The organism is Arthrobacter rhizophilus, assembly GCF_026241105.1.
In the GTDB taxonomy this organism is placed as follows: Bacteria; Actinomycetota; Actinomycetes; order Actinomycetales; family Micrococcaceae; genus Arthrobacter.
This window is the reverse complement of sequence record NZ_JAPFFT010000021.1, coordinates 46,880-63,178: the sequence shown is the minus strand read 5'-3', so window position 1 is coordinate 63,178 and position 16,299 is coordinate 46,880. Positions and strand designations below refer to the sequence as shown.

At 62.9% G+C, this 16,299-nt stretch carries 13 protein-coding genes and 2 tRNA genes; 11 read left to right on the top strand and 4 right to left on the bottom strand.

The genetic code is table 11. From position 1 onward, the window contains the following. The first annotated feature begins 40 nt into the window (after nucleotides 1–40). Complete coding sequence (gene gltX / locus OOZ51_RS16685) at nucleotides 41–1,564, top strand: glutamate--tRNA ligase (RefSeq protein ID WP_265980891.1); 1,524 nt, start codon at nucleotides 41–43, stop codon at nucleotides 1,562–1,564. A 12-nt stretch (nucleotides 1,565–1,576) separates the two neighbouring features. Further along, entirely contained in the window at nucleotides 1,577–2,290 is a 714-nt protein-coding gene (locus OOZ51_RS16680; RefSeq protein WP_265980890.1) for an HAD family hydrolase, read from the top strand. Nucleotides 2,291–2,328: 38 nt separating this feature from the next. Here the strand turns inward: OOZ51_RS16680 and OOZ51_RS16675 are convergent, their stop codons facing one another. Continuing rightward, nucleotides 2,329–3,792 carry a hypothetical protein gene (locus OOZ51_RS16675; RefSeq protein WP_265980889.1) on the bottom strand — a complete coding sequence of 488 codons (1,464 nt, stop codon included), beginning with the start codon at nucleotides 3,790–3,792 and terminating at the stop codon, nucleotides 2,329–2,331. Between the two features lie 332 nt (nucleotides 3,793–4,124). Here OOZ51_RS16675 and OOZ51_RS16670 point away from each other — a divergent pair. After that, nucleotides 4,125–4,196, top strand: a tRNA-Gln gene (locus tag OOZ51_RS16670). 129 nt (nucleotides 4,197–4,325) lie between these two features. Beyond that, a tRNA-Glu gene (locus tag OOZ51_RS16665) sits at nucleotides 4,326–4,398 on the top strand. 320 nt (nucleotides 4,399–4,718) lie between these two features. On the opposite strand, the gene OOZ51_RS16660 is transcribed toward OOZ51_RS16665, so the two are convergent. Both OOZ51_RS16660 and OOZ51_RS16655 read right to left on the bottom strand, forming a co-directional pair. After that, the gene (locus tag OOZ51_RS16660; RefSeq protein ID WP_265980888.1) at nucleotides 4,719–5,285 is read right to left on the bottom strand and encodes a DUF1697 domain-containing protein; all 567 of its coding nucleotides are present in this window, start codon (nucleotides 5,283–5,285) and stop codon (nucleotides 4,719–4,721) included. 63 nt (nucleotides 5,286–5,348) lie between these two features. Then, nucleotides 5,349–6,068, bottom strand: a complete 720-nt coding sequence (locus OOZ51_RS16655; RefSeq protein ID WP_028264661.1) for an IclR family transcriptional regulator — start codon at nucleotides 6,066–6,068, stop codon at nucleotides 5,349–5,351. Nucleotides 6,069–6,180: 112 nt separating this feature from the next. Between OOZ51_RS16655 and leuC the strand changes: the two genes are divergently transcribed. From leuC to OOZ51_RS16625, 6 genes are all read left to right on the top strand, one after another. Continuing rightward, nucleotides 6,181–7,635: a 3-isopropylmalate dehydratase large subunit gene (gene leuC / locus OOZ51_RS16650; RefSeq protein WP_265980887.1), complete on the top strand. Its 1,455-nt coding sequence runs from the start codon at nucleotides 6,181–6,183 to the stop codon at nucleotides 7,633–7,635. Nucleotides 7,636–7,645: 10 nt separating this feature from the next. Continuing rightward, complete coding sequence (leuD, locus tag OOZ51_RS16645) at nucleotides 7,646–8,248, top strand: 3-isopropylmalate dehydratase small subunit (RefSeq protein WP_265980886.1); 603 nt, start codon at nucleotides 7,646–7,648, stop codon at nucleotides 8,246–8,248. Nucleotides 8,249–8,412: 164 nt separating this feature from the next. Then, nucleotides 8,413–9,738, top strand: coding sequence for a UDP-N-acetylglucosamine 1-carboxyvinyltransferase (murA, locus tag OOZ51_RS16640; RefSeq protein ID WP_265980885.1), 1,326 nt, complete (start codon nucleotides 8,413–8,415; stop codon nucleotides 9,736–9,738). 11 nt (nucleotides 9,739–9,749) lie between these two features. Next, complete coding sequence (locus OOZ51_RS16635; protein ID WP_265980884.1) at nucleotides 9,750–10,523, top strand: lysophospholipid acyltransferase family protein; 774 nt, start codon at nucleotides 9,750–9,752, stop codon at nucleotides 10,521–10,523. Next, nucleotides 10,520–11,572, top strand: coding sequence for an NAD(P)H-dependent glycerol-3-phosphate dehydrogenase (locus OOZ51_RS16630; protein ID WP_265980883.1), 1,053 nt, complete (start codon nucleotides 10,520–10,522; stop codon nucleotides 11,570–11,572). The genes OOZ51_RS16635 and OOZ51_RS16630 overlap by 4 nt, the downstream gene beginning before the upstream one ends. Before the next feature lie 17 nt (nucleotides 11,573–11,589). Then, on the top strand, nucleotides 11,590–12,756 hold the full coding sequence (locus OOZ51_RS16625; RefSeq protein WP_265980908.1) for a D-alanine--D-alanine ligase family protein: 1,167 nt from the start codon (nucleotides 11,590–11,592) through the stop codon (nucleotides 12,754–12,756). A 41-nt stretch (nucleotides 12,757–12,797) separates the two neighbouring features. Here the strand turns inward: OOZ51_RS16625 and OOZ51_RS16620 are convergent, their stop codons facing one another. Continuing rightward, on the bottom strand, nucleotides 12,798–13,313 hold the full coding sequence (locus OOZ51_RS16620) for a DUF3515 family protein (RefSeq protein ID WP_265980882.1): 516 nt from the start codon (nucleotides 13,311–13,313) through the stop codon (nucleotides 12,798–12,800). 269 nt (nucleotides 13,314–13,582) lie between these two features. Here OOZ51_RS16620 and OOZ51_RS16615 point away from each other — a divergent pair, with 269 nt between their 5' ends. Then, complete coding sequence (locus OOZ51_RS16615) at nucleotides 13,583–16,237, top strand: hypothetical protein (RefSeq protein ID WP_265980881.1); 2,655 nt, start codon at nucleotides 13,583–13,585, stop codon at nucleotides 16,235–16,237. The last annotated feature ends 62 nt before the right edge of the window (nucleotides 16,238–16,299 follow it).

The following is a 16,299-nucleotide window of genomic DNA, read 5'->3' as shown; positions in this document are numbered from 1 at the left end:
CGAAAACAGGCATGGAGCAGGCGGTAAAGTTGGAACCATTATGACTACTGTTGCTGCGTCGAACTCTTCATCTTCTTCGTCAATTCCTGCGGTGAACGCCGAAACCCCGGTCCGCGTCCGGTTCTGCCCCTCGCCCACGGGAACCCCGCACGTCGGATTGATCCGTACGGCCCTCTTCAACTGGGCCTACGCCCGGCACACCGGAGGCAAGCTGATTTTCCGTATCGAGGACACTGACTCGGCCCGCGACAGCGAGGAAAGCTACCATCAGCTGCTTGATGCGCTGAAGTGGCTCGGCATCGATTGGGACGAGGGCGTCGAGGTCGGTGGACCGCATGAACCGTACCGTCAATCGCAGCGTAGCAACATCTACCAGGACGTCATCGCCAAGCTCAAGGCCGGCGGTCACATTTATGAGTCGTACTCCACTCCTGACGAAATCGAAGCCCGGCATCGGGCTGCCCGCCGGGATCCCAAACTCGGCTACGACGGCTTCGACCGCCATGTGACGGAGGAGCAACTCGCCCAGTACAAGGCCGAGGGCCGCCAGGCCGTGCTGCGCCTGCGTATGCCGGACGAAGACCTGACCTTCAATGACCTCGTGCGCGGGGAGATCACGTTCAAGGCGGGCTCCGTGCCAGACTTTGCCGTGGTGCGGGCCAATGGTGCACCGCTGTACACCTTGGTGAACCCGGTCGACGACGCCCTCATGGGCATCACGCACGTCCTGCGCGGCGAGGACCTGCTTAGCTCGACTCCGCGTCAGATCGCCCTCTACCGTGCGCTGTACGCCATCGGCGTCGCCGAATACATGCCGGAGTTCGGCCACCTTCCGTACGTCATGGGCCAGGGGAACAAGAAGCTGTCCAAACGCGATCCGGAATCGAGCCTTTTCCTGCACCGCGAGCGAGGCTTCATCCGCGAGGGATTGCTCAACTACCTGTCGCTCCTGGGCTGGTCCCTGAGCGCCGACGAGGACATCTTCACCGTGGAGCAGCTCGTGGCCAACTTCGACATCCACGATGTCCTGGGCAACCCGGCGCGCTTCGACATCAAGAAGGCCGAAGCGATCAACGGCACGCATGTGCGTATGCTCACCCCTGATGACTTCCGCGAGCGGCTCGTTCCCTACCTCCGTGCTGCCGGTTTCGTGGGGGAGATCCTGACCCCGCGCCAGGAAGAGATTCTCGAAGAGGCCGCGCCGCTGGTCCAGGAACGGATCACCCTTCTGGGCGAGGCACCCGAGATGCTCGCCTTCCTTTTCAAGCAGGACGGCCAGATCGACGTCGCGGACGATGCCCGCAAGGGTCTTCCCGAAAACCTGGCCGAGGTGTTGGACGCTGCGTTGGCCGCCCTGGAACCCGTGGAGGACTGGACCGCAGAAAGCATCCAGACGGCGCTCAAGCAGGCCCTGGTGGAGGACCTCGGCATCAAGCCGCGCCTTGCGTTCGGACCCGTGCGCACGGCCATTTCCGGCCGCCGCATCTCGCCACCGCTTTTTGAATCCATGGTCATCCTGGGCAAGGACTCCTCGCTCACCCGCTTGCGCGCGTTCCGTGGCTAGTCCAGGCTCGCCGTGATCAGCGCACTTCAGGAATCCTTCGGCACGGTCCGGGGTGTCCTCTTCGATATTGACGACACCCTGGTGGATCTCGAATACGCCATGACCACGGCGCTGCGTGACGTCAGCGAACATCTCCTGCCCGGCCTGGACAAGGCCGGGTGGGAGAAATTCGGACGGATATTCACTCACGAAACGACGCATTTCTATGACCGCTACCTCGCAGGCGAGTTAACGTTCAACGAGCAGCGACTCCTGCGTGGCCGCGCGGCGCTAGGGCATTTCGGCGTCGAACTTGGCGGCGAGGACTCCCACACATGGCTCAGCGACTACTCCCGCCTGCAGCCCAGCTATGTGAGGGCCTTCAGCGACGTACTTCCCGTGCTTGACGTTTTGGATGCCGCCGGCATTCCCTATGGCGCCGTGAGCAATAACGTCCACGATTACCAGCGGGTCAAACTCGACAGCGCAGGACTCGCGCGGATCACGGTGCTTGTGGGAACGGACACCGTTGGTGTGCCCAAGCCGGACCCCGCCATATACCTCGAGGGGGTCCGCCGCCTGGGCACGATTCCGGCCGAGACGCTCTTCGTCGGCGACAACCGGTTGCTCGACGCCGACGGCGCCACCGCGGCCGGATTGCAAGGCGTCTGGCTGAACCGCACAGGTGAGGCGATGTCCGACTTTTCCGGCCACGAAATAGATTCCCTGTCGCGGCTGCTCGCCTGAACCTTGCCGTTCGCCTGAACGGTGGCTGGCTTCGGCGACTACACGCCGAGCCGGAACTTCCGAAGGAAAACAAACGCGCCCACGGAGCCGGCACCCAGGACCCCCACAAGTCCGAGCGCCGCACCGGTGTCTGACTTTTCAGCCATGCTCGACGGCGATACCGCCGCGGCCCCCTGATGGAGTTCTGCCGTGCCCGCCGCGATCCGGGCATTCCCGTCCGCGAGTTTGTCGGCTCCGGTAGACAGCTGGGCCGAGCCCGCAGCCAGTTTGGCGTTTCCTTCGGACAACTTCGAGGCACCCGCGGCCAGTGCCGTGGAGCCGTCCAGAAGACCGGGGGAGGAGGGATCGGCGGGGCTGCCCTTGATGCCCGCCATCAGCGATTCCGTGCCCGACGCCAATCGTGACGTTCCATCCGTCATGCTGGCCGTGGCCTTGAGGAGCCCCGGATGCTCCGGGTCGCCCGGAACGCCGTCCATGCCCACGCGGATCTTTGCCGTTCCATCGGCAAGCATCTGGGTTCCCAGAACCACGCCAGGAGAGGCCGGGTCCTGGCTGTTGAGCTTCTGGGCGAGCGTCGCGAAGCCGGCCGTCAGCTTTCCGGTTCCTGCCGCCAGTTTCCCCGTGCCGTCGGCGAGCCTTCCGGTGCCGTCGTGCAGTTGCCCCGCCCCGGCTTGGAGCTGGCCTGCTCCCGCCTGCAATTGCGCGGCTCCGGCATCAAGGCGATGTGCGCCGTCGTTGAGGGCATTGATCTGGGCCCTCAGCACTGCGAGGGGCACCACTCCCTGGACTCCGTTGGCGGCATCGGCGAGCTGCTGCAGTCCCTGGGCCAATGCTGCGGTTCCTGTTCCCTTGGTGGGATCGTTTCCGGCACCCGGGTAGCCCTTGAGCTGATCAGTGCCAGCCGCCAGACTCGCGGTACCCGCGTCGAGTCGGGCAGCCCCGGCGTCGAGCTGTGCGGCGCCGCTGTTGAGCTGGACCGCCCCATTGTTGAGCTGCGTGGCGCCGTCGGCGAGATTGTTTTCGGCGTTACCGGCCGGCGTCGGGGTCAGGGCCGCGGAGAGCTGCACAGCCCCGGCCGAAAGCTTCTGCGCGCCGTCGTCCACCTTGTAGACTCCCGGCGCAAGCTTGGCGTTGACGTCGTTCTGGATCTTCACCGCCCCTGTAGCCAGTTTGTCGGCCCCATCCTTCAACTGCTGGGCTCCCGGGGCCAGTTTGCCCTGGATTCCGGTTTGGACCTTCGACGCGCCATCAGCCAGTTTGGCCGCGCCAGTCCCGGCTTCCGCGGCTCCTCCCGCAAGCCTTGCCGCACCGTCCTTGAGCTGTCCGGCGCCGGCTGATGCCTGCCCTGCGCCGTCATTGAGCTGCTCGGATCCTGCAGCGATCTTCCCAATGACCAATGTGTAGAACCCGAGGAGAGCGATCAGTAGGAGGGCCAGCGCACCGATGGCGATCATCTGGGCCCGGCTGCGTGTTCTGGTGGCGATGGCAGGGTTCCGTGTCATGGGCAATTCCTCTCGATGACTTCCCGACGGCGACGCTGCTGCCGGGGATCCCCCCATGTGACGCAGCTAACAGGCGACGTGACCTGTGGCTGTGCCACGAAACAAGTGTTTGGCGTTGGTTACCGAGTGGTAACTTACCGAGAGTAAACTTAAGGTCCGGGGTTTGCAAGGGTTTTTTGCTCCCATTGGCGGATCATTGAGCGTAGGGCGGTGCCGGTCGCGTGACCGTGCGCTCGATTTGTGCGCATCGAGAGTCTCGGGTAAAGTAATTACTCGTGCTGAGGGGCACGGAGCGAAGGTTTACGCCATCGAATCCGGCCTAAAAGCACCAGTGGGATATGGTGTAATTGGCAACACTACGGTTTCTGGTACCGTCATTCTAGGTTCGAGTCCTGGTATCCCAGCTCTGAATAGTCCATGTATTTGCGTGGTAATTTGGAAGTTTTGAAGCGGTTCGCCGATTTGAAACAATGTTGAATGTATGAAATACTCATTCAGCTTGAATGCCGGAAGCGGTGTTCAATGAAGTACAAGGCCCCATCGTATAGCGGCCTAGTACGCTGCCCTCTCACGGCGGTAACGCGGGTTCGAATCCCGCTGGGGTCACAACATGAATCCCCGGAACCGATAAGTTCCGGGGATTCTTTTTTGTGCGCAGGCCGGAGGAGTTGGTGCCGGAGGCCGTATCGTCTTCCCCTTGTTTGCCGCGCGAAATCCTCGAAATGCCGCGAATTGCCGTGTCGCGAGCGCTTTCCCATATCAATGGAGGGGACGACAGTACGGGGTAGTCAATTCAGGGAAGAGATCTCGGCTCCAGGCCATGCCGTCCTGACCCTGTTTGCCGAGTTAAAGCCTCGGCATGACGTGACTCGCCGTGTCGTAAGCGTTTTCCCACATCAAAAAGGGTACGGACGGCGCGGAGGCCCCTAAGCGCTGTCCCCCTGGAGGGCTCCCGCTGCGTCCCTGACCTTGATGAGCGTGCGCAAGTTCCGGGTGGTGGTGCTTGCCTTGTAGCGGGCCTTTGAAGAGAGCTTGCTGAAGGGGCTATCCAACGTGCCTCCTGCCGGGGCGAGCCAGGCCGAAGCCTCGGGGCCCAAGCGGACCTGCTCGACGCCGCCCTGTCCCGGCGTGCCGAGGGCTGTGCCGGCGTCGAACAGTTCGTCCAACATGGTCGTGTCCGAAGCTAGGGTGATGTAGCTGTGCGTGGTCTTGTCGTCGGCGGGATAGGGGCAGGCTTCCACAAGTTCGGCAACCCGTTCTGCGGTCAGGACCACTACCCAGGCGTCATAACCGAATGCGTCCCTCAGGCATTTCTCGCACTGCTCTTTGACTTCGGCCGCGTCCAGATCGCTCTGAAGGACCACGTTGCCGCTGGCCAGCAGGGTCTTGACCCCCGTGAAGGGGTATGCCTTGAGGGCCACTTTGAGATCGGCCATCTTGATGTTGATCCCGCCAACGTTGATCCCACGCAGGAACACCGCAAAGCTGTTCATGCGCCCACCCTACATGCCTGTGACGGGCGCCCTTCTATGCCGAGAGGGTGGTGGAGAGCGGGATCAGTCGTTGTTCTTGCGCAGGGCCTCCGTCAGCACCCGCGCGGCATTGCAGACAACCTCGGCATGGAGTCGCCCTGGTTGGCGGGTCAGGCGCTCGATGGGGCCCGAGATGGACACCGCAGCAATGACCCGGCCGGAAGGGCCGCGCACCGGTGCGGAGACTGAGGCGACACCAGGCTCGCGTTCGCCCAAGCTCTGAGCCCAGCCCCGACGTCGTACTCCCGCCAGGACCGTCGGCGTGAACCGGGCATTCTGAAGTCCGTCCAGAAGGCGGTCGTGGTCTTCCCACGCCAGCAGGATTTGGGCGGCGGACCCGGCCTTCATGGACAGCTGGGTACCGACGGGAATGGTGTCGCGCAGGCCGATCGGGCGTTCGGCCGAAGCGACGCACACGCGCCAGTCGCCCTGCCGGCGGAAGATCTGAGCGCTTTCTCCGGTGGCGTCCCGGAGCTGGATGAGGACAGGACCGGCCGAAGCGATGAGCCTGTCTTCGCCGGCCGCCGAGGCGAGCTCAACGAGGCGGCTTCCCAAGACGAAGCGCCCTTGGATGTCACGGCTCACGAGGCGGTGGTGGACCAGCGCCAGTGCCAGCCGGTGCACCGTGGGACGGGCCAGCCCGGTTGCGGCCACAAGTTGAGCGAGGGTGGTTGGTCCCGCCTCGAGTGCGTCGAGCACCTGGGCCGCTTTATCGATGACGCCGACTCCACTAGAATTGTCCATGTAATGATATTGCCGTCTCAATATCTGAGATGCAAGTTGTTTCGCTGGCGCAGTTTGGATCGCTGATGTTCAGTGGAAGTAGTCAAGCCAACCGCAGTGAAGGGAGCAGGCCGTGGGAAAGACACTGGCCGAGAAAGTTTGGGACGCGCATGTAGTGCGCAAGGGCGAAGGCGAAGGAGCCAACGCCCAGCCCGATCTTCTGTTCATCGACCTGCACCTCGTGCATGAAGTGACTTCGCCGCAGGCCTTTGAGGGTCTCCGATTGGCCGGCCGCAAACTGCGCCGGCCGGACCTCACCATCGCGACCGAGGACCACAACACTCCCACCCTGGACATCGACAAGCCGATTGCCGATCTCACCAGCCGCACGCAAATCCAGACCTTGCGCAACAACTGCCAGGAGTTCGGGGTGCGGCTGCACTCGCTCGGCGACGCCGAACAGGGCATTGTGCACGTGGTCGGCCCGCAGCTGGGACTCACCCAGCCAGGCATGACGGTTGTCTGCGGCGATTCCCACACTTCCACGCACGGCGCTTTCGGCGCGCTGGCCATGGGCATCGGCACATCCGAGGTGGAACACGTCATGGCCACCCAGACGCTGTCCCTCAAGCCGTTCAAGACCATGGCGATCAACGTTGAGGGCACCCTGCGTCCGGGCGTGTCTGCAAAGGACATCATCTTGGCGGTCATCGCCAAGATCGGCACGGGTGGCGGCCAAGGCTACGTGCTGGAGTACCGTGGATCGGCCATCCGAGCACTCTCCATGGATGCCCGCATGACCGTCTGCAACATGTCGATTGAAGCCGGCGCCCGCGCGGGCCTGGTGGCTCCGGACCAGACCACCTACGACTACATGTACGGCCGTCCCCACGCGCCCCAGGGCGAGGAATGGGACGCAGCCGTCGAATACTGGAACACGCTGCACACCGACGACGACGCCACTTTCGATGTCGAGGTGAACCTCGACGCCGATACCTTGGAGCCGTTCGTAACCTGGGGGACCAACCCGGCCCAGGGTATTTCGCTCAATGAAGCGGTTCCGTTCCCCGAGGACTTCGGCGACGAAAATGCCAAGCTGGCTGCCGAACGCGCGTTGCAGTACATGGGCCTCGAGGCCGGTACGCCGATGAAGGACATTCGGGTGGACACGGTGTTCCTCGGTTCCTGCACCAACTCCCGCATCGAGGACCTACGTGCCGCAGCCGATGTTATCCGCGGCCGGGAAAAGGACCCGAAGGTACGGATGCTGGTGGTCCCGGGGTCAGCACGCGTCCGCCTCGAGGCCGAAGCCGAGGGACTGGACCAGGTGTTCAAGGAATTCGGTGCCGAGTGGCGATTCGCCGGCTGCTCCATGTGCCTGGGCATGAACCCGGACCAGCTCGAACCAGGGGAGCGCTGCGCATCCACCTCGAACCGCAACTTCGAAGGACGCCAGGGCAAGGGCGGCCGCACGCATTTGGTCTCGCCTGTAGTGGCCGCTGCCACGGCCGTGCGCGGGACGCTGAGCTCGCCGTCGGACCTGGAGCCCGCCTCCGTCTCCGCATCCACCACCACTGACGCCGCCTAGGAGGATCCCCATGGAAAAGTTCACAACCCACACCGGCATCGGTGTCCCGTTGCGCCAGAGCAATGTGGACACGGACCAGATCATTCCTGCCGTCTACCTCAAGCGGATTACCCGGACCGGCTTCGAGGACGCACTGTTCTCAGCGTGGCGCAAGGACCCGTCCTTCATCCTGAACCAGGAGCCCTTCACCGCTGGATCCGTCCTGGTGGCGGGCCCCGATTTCGGCACCGGTTCGTCCCGCGAACACGCAGTCTGGGCGCTGAAGGACTACGGATTCAAAGCCGTGTTGTCTTCCCGTTTCGCGGACATCTTCCGCGGCAACTCGGGCAAGCAGGGCCTCCTGGCTGCCGAGCTTGCCCAAGACGATATCGAGCTCATCTGGAAAGTGCTTGAAAACGCGCCGGGCACGGAAGTCAAGGTTGACCTTGTCTCCAAAACCGTTGAATGCGGCAACGTCGTGGCGCCGTTCGAGATCGACGACTACACCCGCTGGCGCCTCCTGGAGGGCTTGGACGACATTGGATTGACACTTCAGCACGAGGAAGAAATCACGGCCTACGAGGCCACGAGAGCCTCCTTCAAACCGAAGACCCTGCCGGCACGGATCCAGTAGGTCAGCAGGAAAGGACCGGTCTGGACGAAGATCCGTGCCGGTCCTTTTCTGTGGGCGGAAGCACTTCGGGGCGTGCTCCATTTCGAATCGGTAACGTCAGCTTTTATGCTTAGGTGGAGCCTTCGTAAGTATGGGGGCGTCAACTCGTGAGGAAACCGGTATAGATGAGTAGTGTCCTGACAATCCGCGGCGGCGTCCCCTTGACCGGCCGCGTCACCGTCAGAGGTGCCAAGAACCTTGTTCCCAAGGCCATGGTCGCTTCGCTCCTCGGCAACGAACCCTCGGTGCTGCGGAACGTCCCGGAAATCAAGGACGTAGAGGTCGTCACCAGCCTGCTGCAGCTCCATGGCGTGACTGTTCAGAAAGACCCCGTCTCTGGCGATCTCACGCTGGATCCCAAGAACGCCAAGACAGCGTCCAGCACCGCGATCGACGCCCACGCGGGTGACTCCCGCATCCCGATCCTGCTGTGCGGGCCCCTGATCCATGCCATTGGCGAAGCGTTCATTCCGGACCTCGGCGGCTGCAAGATCGGTGACAGGCCCATCGATTACCACCTCAACGTGCTCCGCCAGTTTGGCGCCGTTGTCGAAAAGCGCCCGGGCGGCATCCACATTTCCGCTCCAAAGGGACTCCACGGTGCAAAGATCTCCCTCCCGTACCCTTCGGTGGGAGCCACGGAACAGGTCCTGTTGAGCGCCGCCCGCGCCGAGGGCATCACGGAACTCAGCGGTGCCGCCACCGAGCCCGAAATCATCGACCTTATCGCTGTACTTCAAAAGATGGGCGCTATCATCAGCGTCCAGACGGACCGCACCATCAGGATCGAAGGCGTCAAGGACCTTGGCGGTTACAACCACCGCGCCCTGCCTGACCGCAACGAATCGGCGTCGTGGGCTTCCGCTGCTTTGGTGACCCGTGGAGATATCTTCGTCGAGGGTGCTTCGCAGCGAGACATGATGACTTTCCTGAACACGTACCGAAAGGTAGGTGGCGGCATGGATATCCGCGAGGACGGCATCCGCTTCTACCACCCTGGCGGCAAGCTCAGCCCGCTCGTCCTTGAAACTGATGTGCACCCGGGATTCATGACCGACTGGCAGCAACCCCTGGTAGTCGCCCTGACCCAGGCTGAAGGCGTGTCGATCGTGCACGAAACCGTGTACGAAAACCGCTTTGGCTTTACCGATGCGCTGACCCGCATGGGTGCCACGATCCAGGTCCACCGTGAATGCCTTGGAAGTGTGCCGTGCCGGTTCGGCCAGCGCAATTTCCTGCATTCCGCCGTCATCTCGGGACCGACCCCGCTCAGGGGTACGGACATCGATATCCCAGATCTCCGTGGCGGATTCAGCCACCTTATTGCGGCGCTTGCCGCGACCGGCACGTCCAGGGTGACCGGGATCGACATCATTAACCGTGGCTACGAGCGCTTCACTGAAAAGCTTGCCGGCCTGGGCGCCGATTTCGACCTCACCGACTCCAAGTAACGGGGGACACCTTGAAGGAATCGGCCCAGAGCCGTGCCATGTTCGCTGTTCTCGCGGGAATTGCGCGCCCGCTCATGAACATCCTCATGGCAAAGAAGTGGGAGGGGACTGAAAAGCTCCCCGCAGGTGGCTTTATTGCCGCCCCGAACCATTGCACCGAGATCGATCCCATTGTGGTGGGGCACATGCTTTACAACATGAAGCGTCCACCGCATTTCCTTGCGAAGTCGGGCCTTTTCAAGGTCCCCGTCCTGGGTAGCCTGTTGCGCGCAGCGAACCAGATTCCGGTGGAACGCTCGACGACGGGAGCGAACCGCTCGCTGCAAGCCGCCCAGGAGGTGGTGGACGGCGGAGGTGCCATCATTATCTATCCGGAGGGCACCCTGACGCGCGACCCGGATTTGTGGCCGATGAAGGGCCATACGGGAGCCGCGCGCCTGGCGATCCAGACGGGTGCGCCCGTAGTTCCCATTGCCCATTGGGGCGCCCATGAAGTCTTCCCGCGGTATGCCAAGCGTCTGTATGTCTTCCCCCGGAAGACCTCCCGCATCCTGGTGGGCGATCCGGTGGACCTCAGTGCATTCCAGGGTCGGGCCCTGGACCGCGCCACCTTGGTAGAGGCGACCGACATCATCATGGGCGCCATCACGGAACTCCTGTCTACCTTGCGGGGGGAAGAACCCCCTGCGGAACGCTGGGATCCTGCAGCCCACAACCAGTCCAAGCACGGTCGGTTCCAAGCGACTGAGGAAACCGGCACCAACGGCGCGGACGGACAACAGTGACTGCTGACGGCGTACCCGTGTCCAATAGGGCGGTAGTCGCCGTTCTTGGCGCTGGATCCTGGGGCACCACGTTCGCCAAGGTCCTGGCGGATGCGGCAATAGCCACTGGCACGGAGCGCAGCATCCGCATTTGGGGCCGGCGGGACGAAGTGGTTGCCCAGATCAACACGGAGCACCGCAATGCGCAGTATTTGAAGGACATCGCGTTGCCCGATTGCATCACGGCGTCAACGGACGTATCCGAGGTCCTTGCCGGTGCCGGGATCGTCATTCTCGCTGTACCGGCACAATCGCTTCGGCTGCAACTGCGCAAATGGAAGCCACTCGTGGCTCCGGACGCCATTGTCGTCTCCCTCATGAAGGGCCTTGAACTCGGTACCGACTCACGCATGAGCCAGGTTATTTCCGAGGAACTCGACATCCCGCAGGAGCGGGTTGCCGTGGTTTCAGGGCCCAACCTGGCCATGGAAATCGCGCGGCAAGAACCGACGGCTTCCGTGGTGGCATGCAGCGACGAGGCGACTGCTGCCGAAATTGCGCACTGCTGCACCGCGCCGTACTTCCGCCCTTACACCAGCAATGACGTGGTGGGGGTCGAAATCGGCGGCATCGTGAAAAACGTCATCGCCCTCGCCGTCGGCATCTGCGAAGGCAAGCAGATGGGTGATAACACGAAGGCCTCGGTGATCACCCGCGGCCTCGCGGAGACATCGCGGCTTGCCCTTGCCCTGGGGGGCGAGGCACGCACCATGGCAGGTCTTGCTGGACTGGGCGACCTTGTGGCGACCTGCTCTTCGCCGCTCTCCCGCAACCATACGGCGGGCCGTTTGCTCGGTGAAGGCCTGACCCTCGACCAGGTTACAGAGCGCATGACGCAGACCGCGGAAGGTATCAAGTCCGGGTACGCTGTCTACGAACTAGCCGGAAAGCTCGGTGTCGAAATGCCGATCACGGCGGCCGTGGTGGCCGTCCTTGAAGGCAAACTATCCGTTGATGAACTTGGGCCCAGACTCCTGGCCCGCTCCCTGAAGTCCGAAGGCGATTACTGACTGTGACCGAAGAATCCTTGCCTGCCGGAGTTGCTGAGTCCTCTGGAACTGCTGCTTCCGCAAAACCCTCCGAACGTCGTCGGCCGCGCGTCGCAGTGCTCTTTGGAGGCCGCTCGAGCGAGCACGCGGTCAGCTGCGTGACGGCTGCCGGAGTCATGGGCGCCATCGACAGGAGCAAGTACGACGTCGTCCCCATCGGGATCGCCAAGTCCGGCCAGTGGGTGATCCCTTCCGCTGATATCAGCAAGTGGTCCTTGAGCGCCGCGGCCCTGCCCGAGGTGGCACCGTCCGGGAAGACCGTCACGCTTGCCGAGGTGGGCGGATCCCACCAGTTGATCGTCACGGCACCGAACGCCGTACCCGAGGAACTCGGTTCCGTGGACGTCGTTTTCCCGCTCCTGCACGGGCCTTGGGGCGAAGACGGAACGGTCCAGGGACTCTTGGAGCTTTCGGACACCCGGTACGTGGGAGCCGGAGTTTTGGCATCCGCGGTCGGCATGGATAAGCACTTCATGAAGGTCGTTTTCGAGGCTGCCGGCCTTACCGTGGGACCTTACGTTGCCGTCACGGACCGCGAATGGATCAACGACGCTGAAGCCGTGCGCAAGCGCGTGGACCGCCTCGGCTTCCCGGTCTTCGTGAAACCCGCTCGCGCCGGTTCCTCGATGGGGATTTCCAAAGTCGATTCCATGGACGGGTTGGATGCCGCCGTCGAGGAGGCACGTCGGCACGACCTCAAACTGGTGATCGAGGCCGGCATTGTTGGCCGGGAAATCGAGTGCGCCGTCCTTGAAGGACGCGGTACTGCGGCGCCGCGCACCTCGATGCCCGGAGAGATTGCCGTCGCTCCAGGCGAGCACGAGTTCTATGACTTCAACGCCAAGTACGTGGAAGACGGCGCCGCTGCCTTGAGCTGCCCGGCTGATATTCCAGACGAGGCCATCGCCCGCGTGCGTGAGCTTGCTTCCGCAGCGTTCGATGCCGTCGGTGCTGAAGGCCTCAGCCGTGTGGACTTCTTCTACACCCCGGACGGCGAGCTCATCATCAACGAGATCAACACGATGCCCGGGTTCACGCCCAAGAGCATGTATCCGCAGATGTGGGCGGCTTCCGGGATGAGCTACGCCGAGCTGATCGACGAACTCATCTACCTGGCCCTCAATCGGAAAACCGGCTTGCGCTGAAAACCGGTCGGCGCTGAAAAGCGGTTCCAGCGTTGAGCCTGCTACTTCCCAGGGGTGCTTGTCGGCAGGTTCTGCAGCAGCTCGGGCTGGCCAACGCACTTGCGCACGGCCTTGATTTTCGCTGCGGCAGGTGCCAAATCGGCAAGGACCGTGGCGGAGCTGATCTTGTTCGGGTCCATGAGGATTTCCGTGGCCGGCTCGCGCCCGTAGGTGGTCAGTGTCCATACCGGGTCGCCTTCCTTGATGACCCAGTCGACGTCGTTCACCGTGACGCAGCGGTCCGTGGTGGGGCCGGGCACGTTGACCCCGCAACGCAGGATCAGGACAGAAGGGTCGCCCCATGCGGCCGACGCTTGGCTGTTGGTCTTCCGCAGGGCGGCATCGCCGATGGTGTCCGGGAGTGCCACCATCATGGGCGCGCAGGCCGCGTTCGCGGCATCAGCGGCAGGCTTGACGTCGACGACGGGGGAGCAGGCGGCCAGGCTAAGAACCGAAACCGCAGCGGCCGTCAGGGAGCAAAGGGCGCGGACGTACACAGCGGGTTTCGTTTGTCGCATTGATCAAGCCTATCGCGGCGGCGGCCCCCGGATCGGCGAAGGCGACTGCCAGGATCGGCGAAGCAAGGGGAGGTCCCCTGGGCATACATAGGGTGAAATTTTGGGAGACTGCCTGCGAGGCTCAGGCGCAGAGGCCATGAGATAGGGCATTATGACGTCTGACGCTGTCCCTCAAGGTCCAGTGGTTCGACCTGTCCAGGGTCTACCCGGTCGATGAGACGAATCGCCTGACAGCGTGCTTGTCACAAAATGGGGTAGAGAGAAAAAATATGCGACCACTGTTCCGTGCCGCTCCAGTCTTCGTCGCTGTAGTGCTGGCCGCTAACCTGCTGGCGACTCCTGCAACCGCCGCAGTTGCGGGCCTTGTATCTCCGTCGTCGGTCCCGCAGATTCAGGCCCAACCCGCTAGCGTCCCGCGTGTTTCGGCCCCGGTTGATCCTGCGCCGCCAAACGACGTCGTTCGAACACCCGGATCGATGGGTTCCCCGACGCCGTCCGGTAAACAGGGCGCGCCGGTGGCCGCAGCGGATGCAATAGCCGCGCTGCCCACCGGAAAGATACAGGCGACCGTGGTCACGGTCCAGCTCGCAGACAAGACGGCCGCGCAGACGGACAGCGCTGTGCCGATGGCTTCGGCACTGGCTGCGATCTCGTCAGCCGACGCCTATTGGTTAGCCATGACAAACAACAGAGTGGGCATCTCGGTGGTCGCGAGCACAGCACGCTTCCGCTCGTCGGCGCTTTCCACGCAGCAGCCTGGCCAGATTGCCGATATTGTTTCCGGCGAACTCGGTTGGTCCCAAACCGCCCAGCGGGCCTTGGTGATCTTTGTTCCCAGTAGCTTGAACAACGGCGCGGCGGGCATGACGTACAGCAACGGAATGATCGGCGGCAGGATTGTCATCCCGCAAATAAGTCCACTCACCAACCCTGTGCTAACCCACGAGTTCGGCCACACCTTGGGGCTGGATCACGCCAACAGCCTGCAGTGCGGCAGTGGCGTTTCGGACGTGGCGCCGGGCCCGTATTCCGGATTCGCCGATCCGAGCTGCAGCATCCGGCCGTACGGCGACAGCCTCGACATCATGGGCATCTCGCGATATTACGAAAAGCCGGCCATCAGCTCACCGAACTGGGACGCCTTCCAGCTTGGCCGCGGAGATGAAATTGTCGACGCCGGTGCCGTGAGCTCATCGCGAAGCTTCACCTTGTCACCGTGGGCCGGAAGCAGTGCTGCCCGGGCCGTCAAGTTCACGGACGCTGTTTCCGGGGAGGTTTACTACCTGGAGCTCCGCACACCGGTGGGCTATGACTCGGCCGTTGCCGTGGGGGGGAATCGAGGCGTCAAAGTTGTGCAGAGAGGTGGGGGAGCCAGCACGATTGAGCTGCCCTTCTCGACCTTTCCGTTTGCCGGGAATTACAACACCAAGGAGACTTGGCCGGCAGGATCCACCTTCACTACGCATGCCGGAACCACGGTGACGGTCGAGTCCCTGACTGACAGTGCCGCGGTCGTGACTATTCGGCCTTACCGCCTTCCTGCCGTCGGCAACCTGGATGGAGCCACGCTGACGCGGTCGGGGGACAAATTTGTCCTCAATGTCAATGGCTGGGCCTATGACGGAGCGAATCCCGCGCCTTCCTCCCCGGTTCACGTGTACATAACACCGCCGAACGGGGTTCAGGACAACGGGCATGCAGTTACGGCCGACCTGCCGAGGCCGGATGTCAACCAGATCATGAAGGTGCCCGGCAATCATGGATTCTCCTCGAACTTCGAGGTCACAGTGGCAGGGACATTCAAGGTCTGCGTCTACGCCATTGGCAGCCAGGGAAATATCGGCCTGGGTTGCCGGGAACTGACCATCGAAGGAACGCCTTCACCGATCGGGTATTTGGACAGCATCGCAGTGGTTCCCAACGGATCCGGGGCTGCCATCAGGGCGGAAGGATGGACGCTCGATCCGGGGACGCCTGGTGCGTCCATTCCGGTACATCTCTATGTCACGGCGCCTGATGGGACCACCGCTGCCTCTCCGTTCACGGCTAACGCTCCATACCCGGGCGTGAATTCCGTGATGCAGGTCCCAGGCGATCATGGCTTCAAGGTGGACCTTCCGATCAGCCAACCTGGGAATTACAAGGTCTGTGCCTATGGGCTCGCGGTCAGTCCGCTGTCGGACGGAAACACCATGCTCGGTTGCAAAACACTCCAAGTGGTCTTAGCCGCGTCCCCGGTCGGATACTTGGAGAGCGTGACGCCGATTCGCAGCGGCGGATCGTCCGCCATCACTGCCGTGGGATGGACACTCGATCAGGGCACGCCTGCCGCCTCTATCCCGGTGCACCTGTACGTCACGGCGCCCGACGGAACCACCACTGCCTATCCGTTTACTGCGAATGTGCCGCGCTCGGATGTCAACGGCGTGATGCAGGTGCCAGGCGATCACGGCTTCAAAGTGAGCCTTCCGCTCGATCAGCCCGGAACCTACAAGGTCTGTGCCTATGGCCTCGCCGTCAGTTTGTTGTCGGCCGGGAACACAATGCTCGGTTGCAAGACATTCCAAGTGATGTCCGCTGCGGCTCCGATCGGATCCTTGGACGGCGTTGCGGTCGCCCGCAGCGGCACGTCGTCCGTCATCGCCGCGTTGGGATGGACACTGGATCCGGGCACGCCTGGCGCGTCTATTCCGGTGCACCTTTACGTCACTGCGCCTGACGGCACCACCTCTGGCTATCCGTTTACTGCGAGTGTGCCGCGCTCGGATGTCAACGGCGTGATGCAGGTCCCAGGCGATCACGGCTTCAACGTGAGCCTTCCGCTCAAGCAACCGGGAAGCTACAAGGTTTGTGCCTATGGCCTCGCAGTCAGCCCCTTGTCGGCGGGCGACAGCATGCTGGGTTGCAAATCTCTTCAGTACTAGCGGCCGCTTCCTCGTTATGCACGTCACGCCGCCTGAAGGGCCCGTCAAGCCCCGGCTGCCGT

What these genes read in the sequence shown, in the direction of transcription:
- gltX (WP_265980891.1), top strand. Translation starts at nt 41, where the DNA reads ATGACTACTGTTGCTGCGTCGAACTCTTCATCTTCTTCGTCAATTCCT.
- OOZ51_RS16675 (WP_265980889.1), bottom strand. Translation starts at nt 3,792, where the DNA reads ATGACACGGAACCCTGCCATCGCCACCAGAACACGCAGCCGGGCCCAG.
- OOZ51_RS16660 (WP_265980888.1), bottom strand. Translation starts at nt 5,285, where the DNA reads ATGAACAGCTTTGCGGTGTTCCTGCGTGGGATCAACGTTGGCGGGATC.
- OOZ51_RS16655 (WP_028264661.1), bottom strand. Translation starts at nt 6,068, where the DNA reads ATGGACAATTCTAGTGGAGTCGGCGTCATCGATAAAGCGGCCCAGGTG.
- leuD (WP_265980886.1), top strand. Translation starts at nt 7,646, where the DNA reads ATGGAAAAGTTCACAACCCACACCGGCATCGGTGTCCCGTTGCGCCAG.
- murA (WP_265980885.1), top strand. Translation starts at nt 8,413, where the DNA reads ATGAGTAGTGTCCTGACAATCCGCGGCGGCGTCCCCTTGACCGGCCGC.
- OOZ51_RS16620 (WP_265980882.1), bottom strand. Translation starts at nt 13,313, where the DNA reads ATGCGACAAACGAAACCCGCTGTGTACGTCCGCGCCCTTTGCTCCCTG.
- OOZ51_RS16615 (WP_265980881.1), top strand. Translation starts at nt 13,583, where the DNA reads ATGCGACCACTGTTCCGTGCCGCTCCAGTCTTCGTCGCTGTAGTGCTG.